Source organism: Streptomyces sp. NPDC012835, from assembly GCF_042900885.1.
In the GTDB taxonomy this organism is placed as follows: Bacteria; Actinomycetota; Actinomycetes; order Streptomycetales; family Streptomycetaceae; genus Streptomyces.
Genome location: NZ_JBIBBW010000002.1, coordinates 458,948 through 480,034, shown reverse-complemented (window position 1 = coordinate 480,034; position 21,087 = coordinate 458,948). Strand labels below are relative to the sequence as shown.

Below are 21,087 nucleotides of genomic sequence, written 5' to 3'. Positions count from 1 at the left end.
GCCACCGACAATCCACCGACAGGCCGCCGACAGCCTGTGGACAACCCGGGGGCGACCCGGCAACGGCCGGGCGGGCGGCCCGGATCGGCGGACCGGGCCACCGCGTGCGACAGCCCGCCGACGGGGGAAGATCGGCGGGCTGTCGCTCGTGCGGGCAGTGGCTTCTCGGTGGTGGCGCTTGGGCGGCGCCCCGGGCCTAGTGGAAGGTGTGCTCCTCCTGCGGGAACGTTCCTCCCACGACCTCGTCGGCGAACTCCCGCACCGCGTCCCCGAGGGCCCGGCGCAGGTTCACGTACTGCTTGCTGAAGCGCGGCACCCTGCCCTGTGTCAGACCGGCCAGGTCGGTCCAGACGAGCACCTGCGCGTCGGTGTCGGCGCCCGCGCCGATGCCGACGGTCGGAATGTGCAGGCTGCGGGTGACCTCGGCGGCCAGCTCGGCCGGTACGAGTTCCAGCACGACGGCGAAGGCGCCCGCGTCCTGGACCGCCTTGGCGTCGCGGAGCAGCTGCTGCGCGGCCTCCTCGCCGCGGCCCTGCACCCGGTAGCCGAGGGTGTTGACGGACTGCGGGGTGAGACCGATGTGCCCCATCACCGGGATACCGGCCCGCACGAGCAGCTCGATCTGGGAGTGCGAGCGCTCGCCGCCCTCCAGCTTCACGGCGCCGACGCCCGCGTCCTTGACCAGCCGTGTCGCGCTGCGCAGCGCCTGGGTCGGCCCTTCCTGGTACGAGCCGAAGGGCAGGTCGCCGACGATCAGGGCGCGCCGGGTGCCCCGGACGACGGCGGCGGCGAGCATGGTCATCTCGTCGAGCGTGACGGGCACGGTGGTCTCGTACCCCAGATGGCAGTTGCCCATGGAGTCGCCCACGAGCATCACCGGGATACCGGCCTCGTCGAAGACGGAGGCGGTCATCGCGTCGTAGGCGGTGAGCATGGGCCACTTCTCGCCGCGCTCCTTGGCGGCCGAGACGTCGTGGACGGTGATACGGCGGGTGCCCGTACCCCCGTACAGCGCCTTCGGGTTGCCGGTGGCCGCGGTGGTGGCGGCGGCCGTCGTGGCGGCGGAGGGGGGCGTGCCGACGCTCGCGAGGCGTTCTGCGGGCGGCTGTTGGACAGCCGCGGCCTGAACAGTCATGGCCAAAGGCCCTTTCGTCATCTCGAGGCACCCTGACGGCGTCCCCGGACCGCTTCCATGGTGGCATCCCGCGCCCCGCACGTAAAGATTCCCCCAGGCTTCCCTTGCTTGTTTCGATACGAGACGGTCCCGTATCGAAAAGCGTCTAGGGTGTGAGCCATGTCCACCCCGTCCGGCGGCCGAGCCGCCGCACCCCGCGTTCCCGCGTCCCGTCCCGCCGAGTCCCGCGTCCCCGAGGCGATCCACCGCCGCCGGTGGGCCATTCTCGGTGTGCTCATGTTCAGCCTGCTGATCGTCGTGCTGGACAACTCGATCCTGAATGTGGCGGTCAAGACGATCGCCGCCCCCGCGCCCACCGGCATCGGCGCCACCCAGAGCGAGCTGGAGTGGGCGATCAACTCCTACACGCTCGTCTTCGCCGGACTGCTGTTCACCTCCGGGCTGCTCGGTGACCGGATAGGCCGCAAGAAGGTGCTGCTCTTCGGCATCGCCGTCTTCGGAATCGGCTCCGGTCTCGCCGCGCTCTCCGGGTCACCCGGTGAACTCATCGCCTACCGCGCCCTGATGGGCTTCGGCGCCGCGTTCGTGATGCCCGCCACCCTCGCCGTGCTGATGAACGTCTTCGAGCGCGACGAGCAGCCCAAGGCCATAGGCATATGGGCGGGCAGTGTGGGCCTCGGCATCGCGATCGGCCCGATCACCGGCGGTGTCCTGCTCGAACACTTCTGGTGGGGCTCCGTCTTCCTCATCAACGTCCCGGTCGCCGTCGTCGCGGTGATCGCGATGGCGCTGCTGGTGCCGGACTCCCGGGACCCCCGGCCGGGGCGGCTCGACCCGCTGGGCGTCGCGCTCTCCGTCGTCGGGCTCGTCCTGCTGGTGTACGGCATCATCCGCGGCGGCGAACTGGCCGACTTCACGGACGCCACCGTGCTGGCCCCGCTGCTGGGCGGCGTCGTGGTGCTCGTCGTGTTCGTGTGGCACGAGAAGCGCAGCAGCCACCCCGCCCTGGACGTGTCCTATTTCAAGAAGCCGGCCTTCTCGGCGGCCGTGGCCGCGATCGCGCTGGTCTTCTTCGCGCTGATGGGCGTGACATTCTTCTCCGCCTTCTACCTCCAGAGCGTGCGCGGCTACAGCGCGCTCCAGTCCGGGCTGCTGATCCTGCCGCTCGCCGCCGCGCAGCTGATCTTCGCGCCGCGCGCCAGGCTGGTGGTGGACCGCTTCGGCGCCCGCGCCGTCTGCACGGCCGGCCTGGTGCTGGTGGCGGCGGGACTCGCGGCGTTCGGATTCTTCGACGCCACCACCCCGGTCTGGGTGCTGTGCGTGGTCTTCTTCGCCCAGGGCACCGGAATGGCCCACATCATGCCGCCGGTGACCGTCGCCGTCATGCAGGCGCTGCCCCGCGAGAAGGCCGGTTCCGGCTCGGCGATCAACAACACCTTCCGCCAGGTCGGCGGTGCGCTGGGGGTCGCCGTACTGGGCTCGGTGCTGTCCGCCACGTACCGGGGCCGCATCGACGGCCACCTCGGCGCCGTTCCCGCGGCGGCCAGGGACGCGGCGGGGGAGTCGATCGAGGCCACCCTCGGGGTCGCGCGGAAGCTCGGCCCGGCGGGTGACCCGCTGGCCGGGGCGGCGTACGACGCGTTCCTCGACGCCATGCACCTGACGGCCTACTGCTCGGCGGCGATCGCGCTGCTCGGCGCCGTGGTCGTCGCGGTCTTCCTGCCGGGGCGACCCCCGGTGCCGGCACCCGCCGGGGACGCGTCCGGTGAACGGCCCGAGCCGGCGGGCGCCGCGCGGAGCTGACCACCACCGGCGAGGAGGGGAGAGGGAGGGGGCGCGCCGGAGCCGTGGCGTGCCCCTCGCGCCCGCTCGCGCCCCGCGCGTGCGCCCGGCCCTCGGCTCAGGCGTCCGGCCCCGGCGCCGGGGCCGGGGGACCGGACCGGCCCCGGCGCGTCCCCCGTGTACGAGAATCGGTGCCGTGGCATCGAGCGGTGACAGCGGCCACGGGGCAGCGGCAGCGCGCCGGGACGGCGAGAGGCGGAGACACGTGCGGGAGCGGGACCACGGGGACGAGAAGGGGCACCGGCGCGGCAGGCCACGCAGTGAGGCGGTCGAGCGGGCGATCCTGGAAGCCGTGGTGGCCCTGCTGGAGGACGGCGTACCGCTGAGCGCCCTGTCCATCGAGCGCATCGCCCGCACGGCGGGGGTCGGCAAGGCGACCATCTACCGGCGCTGGCAGGGCGCGGAGGAACTCTTCGTCGACGTCCTGCGCGAGATCGAACCGCCCGACCCCGAACTGCCGGGCGATTCGGCGGTCGAGGACCTCCGGATCATGCTGGAGTCACTGCGCAGGCGCGGGCTGGCCCAGCGCAACTCCGCCCTGCTGCACAACGTCACCGTGGAGATGAAAAGCCGGCCCAAGCTCTGGCGGGAGTACCGCAGGACGGTCATCGACCCCCGGCGCGCGACCACCCTCGCCGTGATCCGCCGGGGGATCGCCGACGGCGAGTTCCGGGGCGATCTGGGGGCGGAGATGATCAACGACATGATGATCGGCCCCATGCTGATGCGCACCCTGCACCGGCCCGGCGCCTCACTCGACGAGGATCTCCCCGACCGGATCATCAGAACGGCGCTCCAGGGGCTCTCCCCGCACGCCGCCGCCACACGCGACCCGCGCGGCCCGTCCGGCACACGCGACCCGGACGGCCCGTCCGGCACACGCGACCCGGACGGCTCGTCCGCCACACGCGACCCGGACGGCTCGTCCGCCACACGCGACCCGGACGGCCCGTCCGCCACACGGGGCCCTTCCGGCGCACGCGACACACGCGACACACAGGACGTGTCCGACACGCGCGACACGCCCGAGGCGGCCGACCCGCCCGGCACGGGCCGCGCCGCATCGCCCGGCCGGTGAGGCTGATCACACTCACGCCGTCCGCGGCGCCGATCCCGCCGTTCCGCCCGCTCCGGCCGTGACCGTTCTGTCACAACTCCCGGTCATCCGTCCTCGATCGGAACTCCCCGTGACGTCCCTTTCGTCTCCTCGCTGTCAGGGCCGTTCCCGGACGGCGGAGAAAGCGGCCGTGTATCCCCTAGGGTCAGGGGCGGGCGTGCACAGCAATGCAGTGAGGGCAGCGGACATGACGCAGGAGTACACGGTGCGGCCGGTCTCGACGGACGAGGAGGAGCCCCCTTCGGAATCACGCGTCAGAGCCGCGCTCGGCCGCCTGCGGCGGGACCGCGGCATCTGGCGGCGCGGCATCATCCTGGCGCTGATCGCCGTGGGCAGCGCGCTGTTGATGATCCTGCACGCCCAGATCCCGAACAGGATCGGCAACCTCGGCAGCCTCACCGAGACCTTCCTGCCCTGGCTCGGTCTGTTCATTCCGTTGATCCTCGTGCTGGCCCTCGTGCGGCGCTCCGCCACCGCGCTGATCGCCCTCCTGCTGCCCGTGGTCGTCTGGCTCAACCTCTTCGGCGGTCTCCTGACCGACAAGTCCGGCCCCGGCGGCGACTTCACGGTCGCCACCCACAACGTCAACGCCGACAACCCCGACCCCAAGGGCACCGCGAGCGATCTGGCGGAGTCGGGGGCGGACGTCCTCGCGCTGGAGGAGCTGAAGGCCAGCGCCGTACCGGTGTACGAGGCGGCGCTGGCCGGCACGTACAAGTACCACTCCGTCCAGGGCACCGTCGGGCTGTGGAGCAAGTACCCGCTGTCCGCCACCAAGCCCGTCGACATCCGGCTGGGCTGGGTCCGCGCCATGCGCTCCACGGTCGCCACCCCGGAGGGGCCGGTCGCCGTCTACGTGGCGCACATGCCCTCCGTACGGGTCAAGCTGCACGCCGGCTTCACCGCCAGCCAGCGCGACAAGAGCGCGGACGCGCTCGGCGAGGCCATCTCCCACGAGGCGCTGAGCCGGGTGATCCTGCTCGGCGACCTCAACGGCACCATGAACGACCGCTCCCTGAACGCCGTCACCGCCCCGATGCGCTCCACCCAGGGCGCGGCGGGCGACGGCTACGGCTTCAGCTGGCCGGCGTCCTTCCCGCTGGCCCGGATCGACCAGATCATGGTCAAGGGCGTCGAACCGACCTCGTCGTGGACCCTGCCCAGGACCGGGAGCGACCATCTGCCGATCGCCGCCAGGGTGGACTTGGCGAACTCCCCGGAGTGATGCGGCACACGCAATCCGGTGTTCATCTGCCGGAACAAACGGCCTGAGAGACTTTGTTCCGTAGGGGTACTTACAGCGGAACCGCCCCTTCCGGGAACGCTCTCCACGAAAGGCCATCCTCCATGCCCTTCGCCCTGCTCGCCCTGGCCGTCTCGGCCTTCGGCATCGGGACGACCGAGTTCGTCATGATGGGTCTGCTGCCCAACGTCGCGGACGATCTGGGAACCTCCGTACCCACCGCCGGCTATCTGGTGTCGGCCTACGCGATCGGCGTCGTCATCGGCGCCCCGCTGCTCACGGCCTTCGGCTCCCGCATACCGCGCAAGCGGATGCTCCTGCTGCTGATGTCCCTCTTCGTCGTCGGCAACCTCGCCTCCGCCTTCGCCCCCGGCTTCGGCTGGCTGATGGCGGGCCGGGTACTGGCCGGACTGCCGCACGGGGCGTTCTTCGGAGTCGGAGCGGTCGTCGCCGCCCGGCTGGTGCGCGAGGGCCGCCAGGCGCGGGCGGTCGCGACCATGTTCCTCGGCCTGACCGTCGCCAACATCATCGGCGTCCCGGCGGCCACCCTGCTCGGCCAGCACCTCGGCTGGCGCGCCACCTTCCTGGTCGTCACGGTGATCGGCCTGGTCGCGCTCGCGGCACTGGCCCGGCTCGTTCCGTACGTACCCATGGACGCTCAGCAGAGCGTCCGGCGCGAGCTGCGCGCCCTGCGCGACCGGCAGGTGCTGCTCGGGCTCGCGACGGCGGTCTTCGGCTTCGGCGGGGTCTTCGCCGTCTACTCGTACCTCGCCTCGATGACGACCGAGGTCATGGGCTTCGGCGAGTCCTCCGTCACCCTCGTGCTCGCCCTCTTCGGCATCGGCATGACGCTCGGCGCGCTGGCGGCGGGTCCGCTCACCGACCGGGCGCTGCGGCCCACGCTCTACGGTTCGCTCGCCACCCTCGCCGTGGTGCTGGTCGCGTTCCGCTTCACGGCGCACGTGCAGTGGGCGGCGCTGGTGACCGTGGTGATCCTCGGCGCGGTCGGCTTCATGACCACCACGCCGCTCCAGATGCTCGTCATGAGCAAGGCCAAGGACGCCCCCACCATCGCCTCCGCCTCCAACCACTCCGCCTTCAACCTGGCCAACGCGGGCGGCGCCTGGGCCGGCGGCGCGGCCATCGCGGCGGGCTGGGGCTGGATGTCCCCGACACTGGTCGGCGCCGTGCTGGCGGTCATCGGCCTGGCCATCGCGGTCACGGCCGGAGTGCTGGACCGGGGCGGCCGGGGTACCGGCGCCGTCTCACGGATGGTGGCGCGCGGCGACACGGCCGAGGCGCCGGAGGTCCCGGAGGCGGCCCCCCAGGCCCGCTGACGCGCCACCCCGGCAGTCCCACGCGGTCGGGCAGTGCGCCGACCCCTTCGCGGGCCCGGTGACGGCCGGCAGCGGGGAGGGCCGGCAGCGGGGCGACAGCCCGGAGCGGGGAGAGCGGGCAGCGGGGCGACAGCCCGGAGCGGGGAGAGCGGGCAGCGGGGTGACAGCCCGGAGCGGGGAGGGCCCGGCCCGGCCCTCCCCGCTCCGTCGCCCCGCCCGGATCAGCCCGTCAGCTCGCGCCAGCGGTTGGTGATCGGCAGCCGCCGGTCCTTGCCGAAGCCCTTCGCCGAGATCTTGGTGCCCGGCGGGTACTGGCGCCGCTTGTACTCCGCCGTGTCCACCATCCGCAGTGTCTTCGCGACCAGCTCGGCGTCGAAACCGGCCGCGACGATGGCGTCCATGCCCTGGTCGCGGTCGACGTACAGCTCCAGGATGCGGTCCAGTACGTCGTAGTCGGGCAGCGAGTCCGCGTCGACCTGGCCGGGGCGCAGCTCGGCGCTCGGCGGCTTGACGAGGGTGTTCTCCGGGATCGGCGGTGTCTGGCCACGCTCCTGCGCGGCCCGGTTGCGCCACCTGGCCAGGCGGAACACATACGTCTTGTAGAGGTCCTTGATCGGGCCGTACGCCCCGACGGAGTCCCCGTACAGCGTCGAATAGCCCACCGCCAGCTCGGACTTGTTGCCCGGCGCCAGCACGATGTGGCCCTCCTGGTTGGAGAGCGCCATCAGCATCGTGCCGCGCAGCCGCGCCTGGAGGTTCTCCTCCGCGAGCCCGGTCAGCCCGAGCGACTCCATGTACGCGTCGAACATCGGCTCGATCGGATGCGTACGGAAGTTGAGCCCGGTACGGCGGGCCAGCTCCGCCGCGTCGTCCTTGGAATGGTCCGAGGAGTACTTGGACGGCATGGAGACGCCGTACACGTGCTGCGCGCCGAGCGCGTCACAGGCGATCGCGGCGACGAGCGCGGAGTCGATGCCGCCGGACAGCCCGATCAGCACGGACCGGAAGCCGTTCTTCGCGGCGTACGCGCGCAGCCCCACCACCAGGGCGGAGTACGTCTCCTCGTCGTCGTCGAGACGGTCGGCGTAGCCGCCGGTCAGCTCCGGCTCGTACGCCGGGAGCGGGTCCTCGGAGAGGACGACGTGGTCGATACGGAGCCCGTCGTCCACGACACCCGACGGCGGCTGCGGCGCCGCGGCCGGCAGGTCGAGGTCCAGGACGACCGAGCCCTCCGCGAACTGCGGTGCGCGGGCGATGACTTCGCCGTCCTTGCCGACGACGATCGAGTCGCCGTCGAAGACCAGCTCGTCCTGGCCGCCGATCATCGCGAGATACGCGGTGGTGCACCCGGCCTCCTGGGCACGCTTGCGCACCAGGTCGAGACGGGTGTCGTCCTTCTCGCGCTCGTACGGGGAGGCGTTGACGGAGAGCAGCAGCCCGGCCCCGGCCGAGCGGGCGGCGGGCACCCGGCCGCCGTCCTGCCAGAGGTCCTCGCAGATGGCCAGTGCCACGTCGACGCCGTGGACCCGGATCACCGGCATGGTGTCGCCCGGCACGAAGTAGCGGAACTCGTCGAAGACGCCGTAGTTCGGCAGATGGTGCTTGGCGAAGTTGAGCGCCACCTCGCCCCGGTGCAGAACGGCGGCGGCGTTGCGCGGCGCGCCCGCGGGCTGGCCGTAGCGGGGCCGCGCGGCGTCGGAGCGGTCGAGATAGCCGACGACGACGGGCAGCTCCCCGAACCCCTCCTCGGCGAGCCGCGCCGCGAGCGCGCGCACGGCGGCCCGGGACGCGTCGACGAAGGACGAGCGCAGCGCGAGGTCCTCGACGGGGTAGCCGGTCAGCACCATCTCGGGGAACGCGACGAGATGCGCTCCCTGCTCGGCGGCGTGCCGGGTCCAGTGCACGATCGCCTCGGCGTTCGCGGCGAGGTCACCGACGGTCGAGTCGATCTGATTCAGGGCGAGGCGTAGTTGAGGCACGCCGCCCAGTGTAATCGTCTGTCTGACGCGATGTATGGGTGCGGAGGTGTGGGGCGCCCCACTCGGAGCGCCCCACACCCGCGTGCCCGCGTGCCCGCGCCCGGTCCCGGCTGCCCGGTCCCGGCTGCCCGGTCCCGGCTGCCCGGTCCCGGCCGCGCGCCGCGTGGCTCGGGCGCGCGGCTCAGGTACGCGGCTTCAGGCGCGCGCTTCGCACGGCTTCAGGCGCGCGGCTTCGCGCCCCTGGCCGCCAGCAGGTCGGCCATGAGCTTCAGCTCCGACTCCTGCGCCGTGACCATGCCCCGGGCGAGGGCCTTCTCCGTACCGACCTCGCAGAGCCGGACGCAGCCCTGGGCCATCTCGACGCCGCCCTTGTGGTGGTCGGTCATCAGCTGGAGATAGAGGATCTCGGCCCGCTCGCCGCGCGCGTCGCGCAGCCGGGCCAGCTCGGTCTTCGTGGCCATGCCGGCCATGAGGGAACCGTCATGGGGCTCGTACGCGCCGTGCCCCGCGCTTCCGTGGTCCGCGCTGCCGTGGTCCGTACCGCTGCCGTGGTCCGTACCGCTTCCGTGGTCCGTACCGCCGCCGTGGTCCATGGTGCTTCCGTCGTCCATGGACATGCCGTCGTCCGACCCCATGTCCATACCGTCGGCCGCGGCCATCCAGGCCATCGGCTCCCGGCCCGCGTCCTGCTTCGGCAGCCCCCACAGGTCCAGCCAGCCCAGCATCATCCCGCGCTGGTTGGCCTGGGTGTTGGCGATGTCGTACGCCAGCCGGCGCACCTCCTCGTCGTCCGTGCTGTCGCGCACGAGGAAGGACATCTCCACGGCCTGCTGGTGGTGGACCGACATGTCCCGCGCGAAGCCCGCGTCCGCCGAGTCCGGCGACGGGACGGCGGACGCGGCGGAGCCGCTGTCGCGTCCGGCGGAGGCGACAGCGGCCGTACCGGCGAAGACCAGCGCGAGGACGACGGCGCCGACGGCCGCCCACCGCGTCCGGGTGACCCGGCGGCGCGAGGTGTGTTCCGCGTCCTCGTTCCCGGCGGCGTTCTCCCGGCCGGTCACGGCGCGTCCATCCCGCCCGTGCAGGCGGCGCCGGGCTCGGGGGTCTGGTCGCCCTGCACGTACTTCGTGAAGAACTGGTTCACCCGCGAGTCCGTCGCGCTGTCCACCGTGACCTGCTTGCCCCACGCGCTCAGCATGATCGCGCCGGCCTGGTCCTTGACCGGGCTCATCAGCGAGTACGTGGTCTTCCCGACCTTCTCGCCGAGCGCCTTCACGTCGTCGTCCGACGCCTTGTCGTTGTACGTGACCCAGACCGCGCCGTGCTCCAGCGAGTGCACCGCGTTCACGTTCGGGATCGGGTCCTTGTAGACGTCGCCGTCGCAGTTCATCCAGACCTGGTTGTGGTCACCGCCGACCGGCGGGTTCATCGGGTACTTGACGGCCTCGGTGACGTGGTTGCGGCCGAGCTTCTCGGCGTCCCAGGACTTCTCGCCCTTGACGGGGGAGGCCGCTGCCGCCTTCGCTTCCTCCTTCTTCTCCGACTCCTTGTTCAGGAGGACGGCGCCGCCGGCGACGAGCGCCGCGACGACCACCGCGCTCGCGCTGATCGTGATGATGCGGCTGCGCCGCTCACGGATGCGCTCCGCTCGGCGCATCTCCTCTATTCGGGCCTTGCGTTCGGCGGACTGGGACTTGGAAGCCATGGTGCGTCCTTCGGTGATGGCGGTGATCACGGTGATCACGGAACGTCGGTCGGAGTGCTCGGGCCCCCGGTGCGGGGGTACGGGCCCGGCTACGTCCGCAGTACTTGAAGGACGTGCAGATCCGGCGCGCGGGCCTGCGCGCCGGAGCGCGCCACCTGGCCGCCGGGGCGCTCCGGTTCGAGGTAGGAGATGCGCGGGCCGCCGGGAAGGGCGGCGGCCGGTGGCGGTACGGTGAGGACGGCCTGGTTGAGGTGCGGGGTGAGCCCGCAGTCACCCTTGCCGTAAGGACAGACGAACTCGGAGTGGGCCTGCCCCACGGCGGTCTGGTGGGCCTGCCCCACGGCGGTCGCGGTGCGCTCAGCGTGGTGCGGGGCGTGTGCTCCCGGGCCGGACGCTCCCGGGCCGGACGCTCCCGGGCCGGGCGAGAGACAGACGAAGAGTGCGGCGAACAGCGTCGCCACGGCGCTCACGAGTGCCGTGGGACGCGCGTTGCGTATGTGGCCGCGCCGCGATCCCCCCATGGGCGCAGATGGTAGTGCGTGGCCCACCGGTCGCAGCAGGGCGGAGGCGCCAACACGGCCACATCCGGTCTGTCCAGCTCCCCCAATACGGAATGAAACGGTCATCGACGCGGTACGGAAGAGACATGCCCGAGCAAGCAGAGCCACCGGACGTCGACGACGTGACCCGCGCCGTACTGACCGCGTCACGGCTGCTGGTCGCCGTGTCCGTACGTTCCCTGGCCGCAGCGGGCGATCCGGTCACCCTGCCCCAGCTGCGGCTGCTGACGGTCCTGGCGACCCACGGCGACGCCAAGCTGGTGGAGGTCGCCGAGCGGCTCGGGGTGAACCCCTCGACGGCCATGCGCACCCTGGACCGGCTGATCGCCGCCGGGCTCGCCTCCCGGCAGAGCAAGCCCGGCAACCGCCGCGAGACGATGCTGCGGCTCACCCCGGCCGGCCGGGCGCTGGTCGACCGGGTCGGCGCCGCCCGCCACCGGGAGATCGCCGCGATCGTCGAGCGGCTGGCCCCCGGTCAGCGCGCCGCCCTCGTCGACGCCCTCACCGCGTTCACCGAGGCGGGCGGCGAGCCGGCGGTTCCCGGGGGCGAGTCGGAGCCGTATCCGCTGGGCTGGACGGACACGCACGCACGTCGGCGCGAGGACGGAAAGTAGCCGCTCCCTGACCGGAGGTCGCCGTCGCGGTGGCGGGTGGCCGCCAGAATCGATCTTGAGCGGCCAGGATTGCGGTCGGTTGTTTCACGGGCACCACACGTACAGGCACTATGGGCGGGAGACCGACACGTCCAGGACGCGGGGCGTTGGACGGGGGTTCGCAACGCGACGGAAATCGTGTGGTGGGATGCTCATGTGCCCCAACGTGCCCTTCGGCATGGGAGCAGGTGGCCTGACCAGCAAGGATGGGTAGGACAGCTAATATGGATAAGCAGCAGGAATTTGTGCTCCGCACGCTGGAGGAGCGCGACGTCCGCTTCGTGCGCCTCTGGTTCACCGATGTTCTCGGCTTCCTGAAGTCGGTCGCCGTCGCGCCCGCCGAGCTGGAGCAGGCATTCGACGAGGGCATCGGCTTCGACGGCTCGGCCATCGAGGGCTTCGCCCGCGTGTACGAGTCGGACATGATCGCCAAGCCTGATCCGGGCACCTTCCAGATCCTGCCCTGGCGCGCGGAGGCCCCCGGCACCGCCCGTATGTTCTGCGACATCCTGATGCCCGACGGCTCGCCGTCCTTCGCGGACCCGCGCTATGTCCTCAAGCGGATGCTCGCCAAGACCTCGGACCTGGGTTTCACCTTCTACACCCATCCCGAGATCGAGTTCTTCCTGCTGAAGGACAAGCCCGTCGACGGCAGCCGTCCCACCCCCGCCGACAGCTCCGGCTACTTCGACCACACCCCGCAGAACGTGGGTATGGACTTCCGGCGCCAGGCGATCACGATGCTCGAATCCATGGGCATCTCGGTCGAGTTCAGCCACCACGAGGGCGCCCCCGGCCAGCAGGAGATCGACCTGCGGTACGCGGACGCGCTGTCCACCGCCGACAACATCATGACGTTCCGGCTGATCATGAAGCAGGTCGCGCTGGAACAGGGCGTGCAGGCCACCTTCATGCCGAAGCCGTTCTCGGAGTACCCGGGCTCGGGCATGCACACCCACCTCTCCCTCTTCGAGGGCGACCGCAACGCGTTCTACGAGTCGGGCGCCGAGTACCAGCTCTCCAAGGTCGGCCGGTCCTTCATCGCCGGACTGCTCAGGCACGCGGCGGAGATCTCGGCCGTCACCAACCAGTGGGTCAACTCCTACAAGCGCATCTGGGGCGGCTCCACCCGCACGGCGGGCTCGGGCGGCGAGGCCCCCTCCTACATCTGCTGGGGCCACAACAACCGCTCCGCGCTGATCCGGGTGCCGATGTACAAGCCCGGCAAGACCGGCTCCGCCCGCGTCGAGGTCCGCTCCATCGACTCGGGGGCCAACCCGTACCTGACGTACGCGGTGCTGCTCGCCGCCGGCCTCAAGGGCATCGAGGAGGGGTACGAACTCCCGGCGGGCGCCGACGACGACGTCTGGGCGCTCTCCGACTCCGAGCGCCGCGCGATGGGCATCGAGCCCCTCCCGCAGAACCTGGGCGAGGCGATCTCCCTGATGGAGCGCAGCGAGCTGGTGGCGGAGACGCTCGGCGAGCACGTCTTCGACTTCTTTCTGCGCAACAAGAAGCAGGAGTGGGAGGAGTACCGCTCCGAGGTCACGGCCTTCGAGCTGAAGAAGAACCTGCCGGTGCTGTAGCCGCGGGTCGGCGGGGTCTCCCCGCATGAGCGAGACGCCGGGCCCGCGCCGTGACGGCGCGGGCCCGGCGCCGTCCCCGCGCGTCAGCCGATCTCGACCACGTGCTTTCCCCGTACCCCGCCCGCCTCCAGGGCCCGGTGCGCGCCGGCGATGTCGGACAGCGGGCGGACCGAGTCGACCACTGGGCGCACGGCGCCGCTTCGGGCGTATCCGGCCAGTTCCGCCAGGAGCGCGTGCCGGGGGTTGCCGCTGAAGAAACGCACCCTGCCGGTGCCGTGCACGGTGGACCCGAGGATGTAGCCGACGCTGGAGACGAGGCGGTCGGCGTCGGGGGCGATGGCGACCATGCGTCCGCCCGGGGACAACAGCTTGCGGAACGAGCCGAGTTCGGTGCCCACGGTGTCCATGACGACATCGTAGGAGTCCAGGTCCGAGGCGCGGGTCGTCGTGTAGTCGATGACCTCGTCCGCCCCCAGGCCCCGCACGAAGTCGAGATTCCTCGGGCCCGCCAGCGCCGTGACCCGCGCGCCGAGCAATGTGCCGATCTGCACGGCGAGGCTGCCCACCCCGCCGCTGCCGCCCCGCACGAGCAGCCTCTCTCCCGGCCGGAGCCGCGCCTTGTCGCGCAGGGCGGTCAGCGAGGTCGTGCCGCCGGCCAGCAGGGATACGGCTTCGGCGGCGGTGAGGTTCTCGGGGGCCGGCGAGATCTGCCGGGGCCGTACGGTCACGTACTCGGCGGCGCTCCCCAGCCGGCGCCCCAGGAGGCCCCACACCCGGTCGCCCTCGCGCGGGCCGGGTGCCGAGCCGCCCGGTGCGGCAAGCGGAGCGGCCTCGGCGGCCCGGGCGACCTCACCGACGAAGTCGATGCCCACTCGCAGGGGGAAGCGGCGGCCGGTCACCAGACGCATCCGCCCGGCCCGGCCGTGCAGTTCGCCTCCGTTGACGCTGACCGCGTGGACCCGGACCAGTACCTCGCCGGGGGCGGGGGAGGGGGCCGGGAGGCTCCCCTCGTACAGCACCTCCGGAGGGCCGAACCGGTCGTAGAGCGCCGCGCGCATCTCGTTCATGGGCCTGGGCCGTCCTTGTCCGTCGTGTCCGCGCTGTTCCTGAGCGAGGGACATTCCCTCGTGTCCGCCCAGGCTAGGCAGGGAAACCGGCGATCCGGCAGGCCCGGGCCGAAGTGAGAGAGACGGGCCCGCGGCCCTCTCGGAAGGACCGGAGGGACAGGAGGGACCAGAGGGACCGCGAAGGCCGGCGGGATCGGCGGGATCGGCGGGAGGCGATCGTGGCCGTCCGGTCGAACGGCGGACGGTGCACGCCCACCGTTCGCCGTGCCATGACCACGACCGCCCACGGGTGGCGCGGTCCGCGCGTCCGTCGTCGCGTACCCCCACCCGTGACCGGCCCGCGTACCGGCAGCACCCCCGTGGCCGCCGGTGTCGTGGGCCGTCGTGTTCATCCTTGAACAATCGGCGTTTCCCGCGCCAGTCAATTTGCGCGGGCCTGAACGGTGTGTTTCCGGTGCTGATCGGGTCAGAAGCGCCAGCGGGTCTGGCTGTACGGGGCTCGGCCGAAGCCGAACACCGTGCGCGGATAGACCGCGAAGACCAGCGCGACGTTGCCCTCCCGGCCCGCGAAGGCACCGTCCCGTACGTCGAAGTGCCAGTCCGGGCCGTACTTCGCCTCCCACGCCCGCGCCAGGGCCGCCAGCCGGCCGTCGTCCGTCACCCGCACCGCCGTGCCCTCGATCACGATGTCGCACCCCGAGCGCAGGGCGTTCGTGCCGGTGGTGAGGACGACCTCCGGGTTGTGGGCGAGGTTCACGGCCTTGCGCTCGGCGGAGCCGGTGCAGAAGTACAGTGCCCCGTCCCACCACAGGGCCAGCAGCGGAGTGACATGGGGCCGCCCCTCCGGCCGCACGGTCGTCAGCCAGAACACCTCCGCCCCGGCGAGCAGGCCGAGAGCCTCCCGCCAGGGCAGGGCCTCGGCCGCCGGCTCGCCGTAGCGGGGGTCCAGTTCGGCATGGGGGACATGGGGGGTGGCGGCGGGGTCCTTCGCGGACGCGGACATGGTGTGCCGTCCTCTCTCCTGGATCTGCGCGGGGGGCCGGGCGGGCCCCGCGCCCCGTTCACGGGTCCCGGGCCCTGCTCGGTCCACTGACCGTTCATCCATTGACCGCGCGGGCCCCGGCGATTCATCGGTCCCCGCGTCACCACCCCGTACCTGACCCCGTACTAGGCTCCATACCAGAGCGTGATCGGACGGATTCACCGGACGGATCCACCGGATGGTTCCACCGGATGGATGCGTGGAACAGGAGACGGCGAAGATGGCACTGCCGGGGCGCAGGAGCAGCACGTTCACCCGCCTGCTGCGGCACGGATTCACCGACCCGTCCACCGCCGAACGGCTGCTCGAACTGCCCCAGATGGCGCCCGTGAGGGCCGATCTGATGCTGCTCGACGCGCTGGGCGGGACCGCCGACCCCGATCTCGCGCTGCACGGACTCGCCCGGCTGGCCGAGGCGCAGCCGCCCGAGGAACGGCGGGTGCTGATGGACGCCGTGGTGACGGCGAAGCCGCTGCGGGACCGGCTGCTCGGGGTGCTGGGCGCCTCCGAGGCGCTCGGGGACCATCTGGCCACGCACCCCGAGGACTGGCGGGTCCTGATCACCTACGAACTGTCGGACCTGCACCCCGGCGTGGAGGACTTCGAGCGCGGCCTCGCGGAGGCCACGGACCCCGTCTCGCTGCGGGTCGCCTACCGCCGCAGCCTGCTGGCCATAGCGGCCAGGGACGTCTGCGGGACGACGGATGTCGCCGAGACCGCCGCCGAGCTGGCCGATCTGGCGACCGCCACGCTGCGCGCCGCCCTCGCCATCGCCAAGGCCGCCGCTCCGGAGGACGCTGCCGCGTGCCGGCTCGCGGTCATCGCGATGGGCAAGTGCGGCGGCCACGAACTGAACTACGTATCCGACGTCGACGTCATCTTCGTCGGGGAACCGGCCGAACCATCGCGCGAAGGCGTCGACGAGGCCGGGGCCATCCGGGCGGCGACCCGGCTGGCGTCGCACCTGATGCGGATCTGCTCCGAGTCGAACATAGAGGGCACCATCTGGCCGGTGGACGCCAATCTGCGTCCCGAGGGCCGCAACGGCCCACTGGTCAGGACGCTGAGCAGCCATCTGGCCTACTACCAGCGCTGGGCCAAGACCTGGGAGTTCCAGGCGCTGCTCAAGGCCCGCGCCGTGGCCGGGGACCCGGAGCTGGGTGCCCGGTACATCGAGGCGGTGTCACCGCTGGTGTGGCAGGCCGCCGAGCGCGACCACTTCGTCCCCGACGTGCAGAAGATGCGCCGCCGCGTCATCGACAACATCCCGCCGGGACAGGTCGAACGGGAGCTGAAACTCGGCCCCGGCGGGCTGCGGGACGTCGAATTCGCCGTACAGCTGCTCCAGTTGGTGCACGGCCGCAATGACGCCTCGCTGCGCGTCGGCTCCACGCTCGAAGCGCTGGCCGCGCTCGCCGCGGGCGGCTACGTGGGCCGTACGGACGCGGCGCAGCTGGACGAGGCATACCGCTTCCTGCGCGCCATGGAGCACCGCATCCAGCTCTACCGCCTGCGCCGCACCCATCTGGTGCCGGAGGAGGAGGCGGATCTGCGCAGGCTCGGGCGCTCGCTCGGGCTGCGCGGCGATCCCGTCGCCGAGCTGAACCAGGCATGGAAGCGGCACGCCGCTGTGGTGCGACGGCTGCACGAGAAGATCTTCTACCGGCCGCTCCTCGACGCGGTCGCGCAGCTCGCTCCCGGCGAGATCCGGCTCTCCACGAAGGCCGCCGGCCAGCGCCTCGAAGCGCTCGGATACGCGGACCCGGTGGCCGCGCTGCGCCATCTGGAGGCGCTCTCCTCCGGGGTGACCCGCAAGGCGGCGATCCAGCGCACGCTGCTGCCGGTGCTGCTGGGCTGGTTCGCCGACTCGGCCGACCCGGACGCCGGGCTGCTGGGCTTCCGCAAGGTCTCGGACGCGCTCGGCAAGACGCCCTGGTACCTGCGGCTGCTGCGCGACGAGGGAGCGGCGGCGGAGAACCTCGCCCGAGTGCTGTCGGCCGGACGGTTCGCCCCCGACCTGCTGCTGCGGGCCCCCGAAGCGGTGGCCATGCTGGGCGATCCGAACGGGCTGACCCCGCGCGGCCGTGACCATCTGGAGCAGGAGGTCCTCGCGGCGGTCGGCCGCGCCGACACGGCCGAGGGCGCGGTCGCGGCGGCGCGCGGGGTGCGCAGGCGGGAGCTGTTCCGTACGACGGCGGCGGACATCATCGGCTCGTACGGTACAGAGGAGAGCCCCGCCGAGAAGGACCCCGGCGCGCTCGTCGACCGGGTGGGCAACGCGCTCACCGATCTCAACGCGGCGACCCTCGCGGGCGCGCTGCGCGCGGTCGTACGCACCCAGTGGGGCGACACCCTGCCGACACGGTTCGCGGTCATCGGCATGGGCCGCTTCGGCGGACACGAGCTGAGCTACAGCTCCGACGCCGATGTCCTCTTCGTCCACGAACCCCGCGAGGGCGTGTCCGAGCAGGAGGCGGCCCGCGCGGCGAACGCCGTCGTCACCGAGATGCGCCGGCTGCTCCAAGTGCCCTCCTCCGAGCCGCCGTTGATGATCGACGCGGATCTGCGGCCGGAGGGCAAGAGCGGCCCGATGGTGCGCACGCTGGCCTCCTACGCGGCGTACTACCGCCGCTGGTCGCTGGGGTGGGAGAGCCAGGCGCTGCTGCGCGCCGAGCCGATGGCGGGCGACGCGGACCTGGGCCGCCGCTTCATCGAACTGATCGATCCGCTGCGCTATCCGGCCGAGGGCCTCAGCGAGGACGCGGTACGGGAGATCCGCAGGCTGAAGGCGCGGATGGAGACGGAGCGGCTGCCGCGCGGCGCCGACCCCACGCTCCACACCAAGCTGGGCCGGGGCGGTCTCTCCGACGTCGAGTGGACCGTCCAGCTCCTCCAGATGCGCCACGGCGCCGCCGAACCCGCCCTCCGTACCACCCGTACCCGCGAGGCGCTTGCCGCCGCTCTCGCGGCGGGGCTGATCTCGGCGGAGGACGCCCGCGTCCTGGACGACGCGTGGGTGCTCGCGACGCGGGTGCGCAACGGCGCGATGCTGGTACGGGGCAGGCCGGGCGACACCTTCCCCTCGGACGGCCGCGAACTGGGCGCGATGGGCCGCTACCTGGGCTACCCGCTGGGCCCGGCCGGCCGCGACCACCCGCTCCAGCCGGGCGGGGCGGCCACGGTCAACGGGACGCACCCCACCCACCCGGCGCACACCGCGTACAGCGGGGACATGCTGGACGACTACCGCCGTACGACGCGCAGGGCGCGCGCGGTGATGGAGAGGCTGTTCTACGGGACGGCGAACTGAGGGCGATTGCAGCAGGTGGTCGGCCTTGCCGGCCTTGAGATCAGCGCGTTTTCTACCTTCGGTGATGCGGCACTCACGCTCGGCTCATCAACGGCGTGATGCGCGAGCCTGCCTGCCGCCACCCGACTCGTCTCCTGTGCCTGCCGGTTCTCCGAGAGCGGCGGAAACGTCCACCTCTCCCCGCGGCTACAGCTGTTCACAGCCCCGGCAGCTGTCCTCCCGCCACGCTTTCCGCGACGAGGGAGCGGAGGGCCGTCAGCCGGAGCGCGCGGGCCTTCGCGTCGCCGAGAGGCGTCCCGCACGGCGGGGGTCGACCCGGCGCGGCAGTCGGTGCGGGAGCGAGCCGTACCAGAGGTACGAGGCGGTGAAGCCGAACGCCAGGCAGATCATGCCGCCCACCGCGTCCAGCCAGAAGTGGTTCGCGGTGGCGACGATCACCACCAGGGTGGCCACCGGGTAGAGCAGGCCGAGGACACGGGCCCAGGGTGCCTTGGCGAGCGCGAAGATGATCAGCCCGCACCACAGTGACCAGCCGATGTGCATCGACGGCATGGCCGCGTACTGGTTGGACATGTTCTTCAGATTGCCCGAGGCCATCGAACCCCAGGTCTCGTGGTGCACGACGGTGTCGATGAAGTCCTGGCCCGTCATGAGTCTCGGCGGCGCCAGCGGATACAGGTAGTAGCCGAGCAGGGCCACCAGCGTGGTCGAGAAGAGCGCGAGGCGGGCCGCCGCGTAACGGCCGGGGTGGCTGCGGAACAGCCAGACCAGCACCCCGATCGTGACGATGAAGTGCAGTGTCGCGTAGTAGTAGTTCATGCCGATGATCAGCCAGGTCACCGAATCCACGGCGTGATTGACCGAACGCTCCACCGCGATGCCGAGGGTCTGTTCCGTCCGCCAGATCCAGTCCGCGTTGCTGAGGGCCTTCGCCTTCTGCTCGGGCACGGCGTTGCGGATCAGCGAGTACGTGTAGTAACTCACCGCGATCAGCAGGATTTCGAACCAGATGCGCGGGCGCCGGGGCGACCGCAGGCGCTGGAGCCCGGTGCGCTCGTCGGTCGCCGGGCGGGCCGTCTCGTCAGGGGTGGGTGACGGAGTGGCCGTTCGGCTTTCCTGTGTGTTCACGGTGGATTCACCCATGCTGGGAAAGTCTGCCAGATTCGTGCCACCGGTCGATCATCCCTCGGGCTGGTTCCCGGCGCATCCGGTACGCCTCAAGGACGATGCCGCGACCCGGGTGTTCCCGGAGGTCCGGGGACCGGCCCCGAAGCGGTTGAACCGCGTACGACCAGCTCGGGCATGAAGACGAATTCGCTGTGCGGCGCGGGCGTTCCGCCGATCTCCTCCAGGAGCGTACGGACCGCCGCCTGGCCCATGGACGGAACCGGTTTGCGGATCGTCGTCAGCGGCGGGTCCGTGAAGGCTATGAGCGGCGAGTCGTCGAAACCGACGACCGACAGATCGCGCGGTACGTCGAGTCCGAGCCGGCGCGCGGCCCTGATCGCGCCGAGCGCCATCATGTCGCTCGCGCACACCACCGCCGTGCAGCCGCGCTCGATCAGCGCCGACGCGGCCGCCTGGCCGCCCTCCAGGGTGAACAGCGACTGCTGGATCAGCTCCTCCGTCTCCGGCGCGGAGAGGTCCAGCAGCTCCTGCACCGTGGCGCGGAAACCCTCGATCTTGCGCAGGACCGGCACGAACCGCTTGGGGCCGACCGCCAGGCCGATGCGCTGGTGGCCGAGCGAGACGAGATGTGTCACCGCGAGCCGGACGGCCGCCCGGTCGTCGGGGGAGATGAAGGGCGCCCGCACCTTGGGCGAGAAACCGTCCACGAGGACGAACGGCACCCCCTGGGCGCGCAGCTTCTCGTAACGGCGCATGTCGGCCGAGGTGTCGGCGTGCAGCCCCGAGACGAAGATGATGCCGGAGACGTCCCGTTCGACCAGCATCTCGGTCAGCTCGTCCTCGGTCGAGCCGCCGGGCGTCTGGGTCGCCAGCACCGGGGTGTAGCCCTGCCGCGTCAGCGCCTGGCCGATGACCTGGGCCAGGGCGGGGAAGATCGGGTTCTCCAGCTCGGGGGTGATCAGGCCGACCAGCCCCGCGCTGCGGCGGCGCAGCCGTACCGGGCGTTCGTATCCGAGGACATCGAGCGCGGCGAGTACGGACTCGCGGGTGGTCGCGGCAACCCCGGGCTTGCCGTTCAGAACGCGGCTGACCGTCGCTTCACTGACCCCCGCCTGAGTTGCGATATCGGCAAGCCGTGCGGTCATGTGAGTGGACTGTACCGGGCGGGTGTCGGATTGCCCACCACGCACGGTTTCCGGTCACAGCGGCAAGCTCTTGCAAGAACTTGCGAAACCTTCCTGCCGTGAAGCCGAGGCGCGGGCGCCCGGCGCTGAGGTGCGGTTCTCCGGCGCCCCTGCCCCTTGACGGCTTTTGCCGCTCCCGTCAAGGCACCGGCTGGTAATCGCCAGGACACGCGCCGGTAACGATCGCTGGTTCTTGCAG

The 21,087-nt window shown here is 71.8% G+C and carries 16 protein-coding genes; 7 read left to right on the top strand and 9 right to left on the bottom strand.

Annotated elements, in window-relative coordinates; all coding sequences use genetic code 11:
- Positions 1 to 196: 196 nt before the first annotated feature.
- A complete protein-coding gene (panB, locus tag ACFY6S_RS09590) occupies positions 197 to 1,135 on the bottom strand; it encodes a 3-methyl-2-oxobutanoate hydroxymethyltransferase (RefSeq protein ID WP_388821005.1) in 939 nt (312 codons plus the stop codon).
- A gap of 159 nt (positions 1,136 to 1,294) precedes the next feature.
- Between panB and ACFY6S_RS09585 the strand changes: the two genes are divergently transcribed.
- The 4 genes from ACFY6S_RS09585 to ACFY6S_RS09570 all read left to right on the top strand — a co-directional run bounded on the left by ACFY6S_RS09585 (position 1,295) and on the right by ACFY6S_RS09570 (position 6,674).
- A complete protein-coding gene (locus tag ACFY6S_RS09585) occupies positions 1,295 to 2,938 on the top strand; it encodes an MFS transporter (RefSeq protein ID WP_388821002.1) in 1,644 nt (547 codons plus the stop codon).
- Positions 2,939 to 3,182: 244 nt separating this feature from the next.
- Complete coding sequence (locus ACFY6S_RS09580) at positions 3,183 to 4,055, top strand: TetR/AcrR family transcriptional regulator C-terminal ligand-binding domain-containing protein (protein ID WP_388820999.1); 873 nt, start codon at positions 3,183 to 3,185, stop codon at positions 4,053 to 4,055.
- A 226-nt stretch (positions 4,056 to 4,281) separates the two neighbouring features.
- Complete coding sequence (locus ACFY6S_RS09575) at positions 4,282 to 5,319, top strand: endonuclease/exonuclease/phosphatase family protein (protein WP_388820996.1); 1,038 nt, start codon at positions 4,282 to 4,284, stop codon at positions 5,317 to 5,319.
- A gap of 122 nt (positions 5,320 to 5,441) precedes the next feature.
- Positions 5,442 to 6,674 carry an MFS transporter gene (locus ACFY6S_RS09570; protein WP_388820993.1) on the top strand — a complete coding sequence of 411 codons (1,233 nt, stop codon included), beginning with the start codon at positions 5,442 to 5,444 and terminating at the stop codon, positions 6,672 to 6,674.
- Between the two features lie 221 nt (positions 6,675 to 6,895).
- On the opposite strand, the gene ACFY6S_RS09565 is transcribed toward ACFY6S_RS09570, so the two are convergent.
- The 4 genes from ACFY6S_RS09565 to ACFY6S_RS09550 all read right to left on the bottom strand — a co-directional run bounded on the left by ACFY6S_RS09565 (position 6,896) and on the right by ACFY6S_RS09550 (position 10,879).
- On the bottom strand, positions 6,896 to 8,653 hold the full coding sequence (locus tag ACFY6S_RS09565; RefSeq protein WP_388820990.1) for an NAD+ synthase: 1,758 nt from the start codon (positions 8,651 to 8,653) through the stop codon (positions 6,896 to 6,898).
- Positions 8,654 to 8,871: 218 nt separating this feature from the next.
- Positions 8,872 to 9,714: a DUF305 domain-containing protein gene (locus tag ACFY6S_RS09560; protein WP_388820987.1), complete on the bottom strand. Its 843-nt coding sequence runs from the start codon at positions 9,712 to 9,714 to the stop codon at positions 8,872 to 8,874.
- Positions 9,711 to 10,358, bottom strand: a complete 648-nt coding sequence (locus tag ACFY6S_RS09555; RefSeq protein ID WP_388820984.1) for a DUF3105 domain-containing protein — start codon at positions 10,356 to 10,358, stop codon at positions 9,711 to 9,713. The genes ACFY6S_RS09560 and ACFY6S_RS09555 overlap by 4 nt, the downstream gene beginning before the upstream one ends.
- Before the next feature lie 89 nt (positions 10,359 to 10,447).
- Positions 10,448 to 10,879 carry a hypothetical protein gene (locus ACFY6S_RS09550; RefSeq protein ID WP_388820981.1) on the bottom strand — a complete coding sequence of 144 codons (432 nt, stop codon included), beginning with the start codon at positions 10,877 to 10,879 and terminating at the stop codon, positions 10,448 to 10,450.
- A gap of 125 nt (positions 10,880 to 11,004) precedes the next feature.
- On the opposite strand from ACFY6S_RS09550, the gene ACFY6S_RS09545 reads away from it, so the two are divergent.
- A complete protein-coding gene (locus ACFY6S_RS09545; protein ID WP_388820978.1) occupies positions 11,005 to 11,532 on the top strand; it encodes a MarR family winged helix-turn-helix transcriptional regulator in 528 nt (175 codons plus the stop codon).
- A 263-nt stretch (positions 11,533 to 11,795) separates the two neighbouring features.
- Positions 11,796 to 13,157 (top strand): glutamine synthetase family protein, encoded by a 1,362-nt coding sequence (locus tag ACFY6S_RS09540; protein WP_388820975.1) that lies wholly within the window; start codon positions 11,796 to 11,798, stop codon positions 13,155 to 13,157.
- Between the two features lie 83 nt (positions 13,158 to 13,240).
- Here the strand turns inward: ACFY6S_RS09540 and ACFY6S_RS09535 are convergent, their stop codons facing one another.
- Entirely contained in the window at positions 13,241 to 14,224 is a 984-nt protein-coding gene (locus tag ACFY6S_RS09535; RefSeq protein ID WP_388820972.1) for an NAD(P)-dependent alcohol dehydrogenase, read from the bottom strand.
- A 466-nt stretch (positions 14,225 to 14,690) separates the two neighbouring features.
- Complete coding sequence (locus ACFY6S_RS09530; RefSeq protein WP_388820969.1) at positions 14,691 to 15,227, bottom strand: pyridoxamine 5'-phosphate oxidase family protein; 537 nt, start codon at positions 15,225 to 15,227, stop codon at positions 14,691 to 14,693.
- A gap of 259 nt (positions 15,228 to 15,486) precedes the next feature.
- On the opposite strand from ACFY6S_RS09530, the gene ACFY6S_RS09525 reads away from it, so the two are divergent.
- The gene (locus tag ACFY6S_RS09525; protein ID WP_388821589.1) at positions 15,487 to 18,576 is read left to right on the top strand and encodes a bifunctional [glutamine synthetase] adenylyltransferase/[glutamine synthetase]-adenylyl-L-tyrosine phosphorylase; all 3,090 of its coding nucleotides are present in this window, start codon (positions 15,487 to 15,489) and stop codon (positions 18,574 to 18,576) included.
- A 255-nt stretch (positions 18,577 to 18,831) separates the two neighbouring features.
- Here ACFY6S_RS09525 and ACFY6S_RS09520 read toward each other — a convergent pair whose 3' ends face one another.
- On the bottom strand, positions 18,832 to 19,719 hold the full coding sequence (locus ACFY6S_RS09520) for a phosphatase PAP2 family protein (RefSeq protein ID WP_388820966.1): 888 nt from the start codon (positions 19,717 to 19,719) through the stop codon (positions 18,832 to 18,834).
- A gap of 74 nt (positions 19,720 to 19,793) precedes the next feature.
- Entirely contained in the window at positions 19,794 to 20,849 is a 1,056-nt protein-coding gene (locus ACFY6S_RS09515) for a LacI family DNA-binding transcriptional regulator (protein WP_388820963.1), read from the bottom strand.
- Positions 20,850 to 21,087 lie beyond the last annotated feature (238 nt).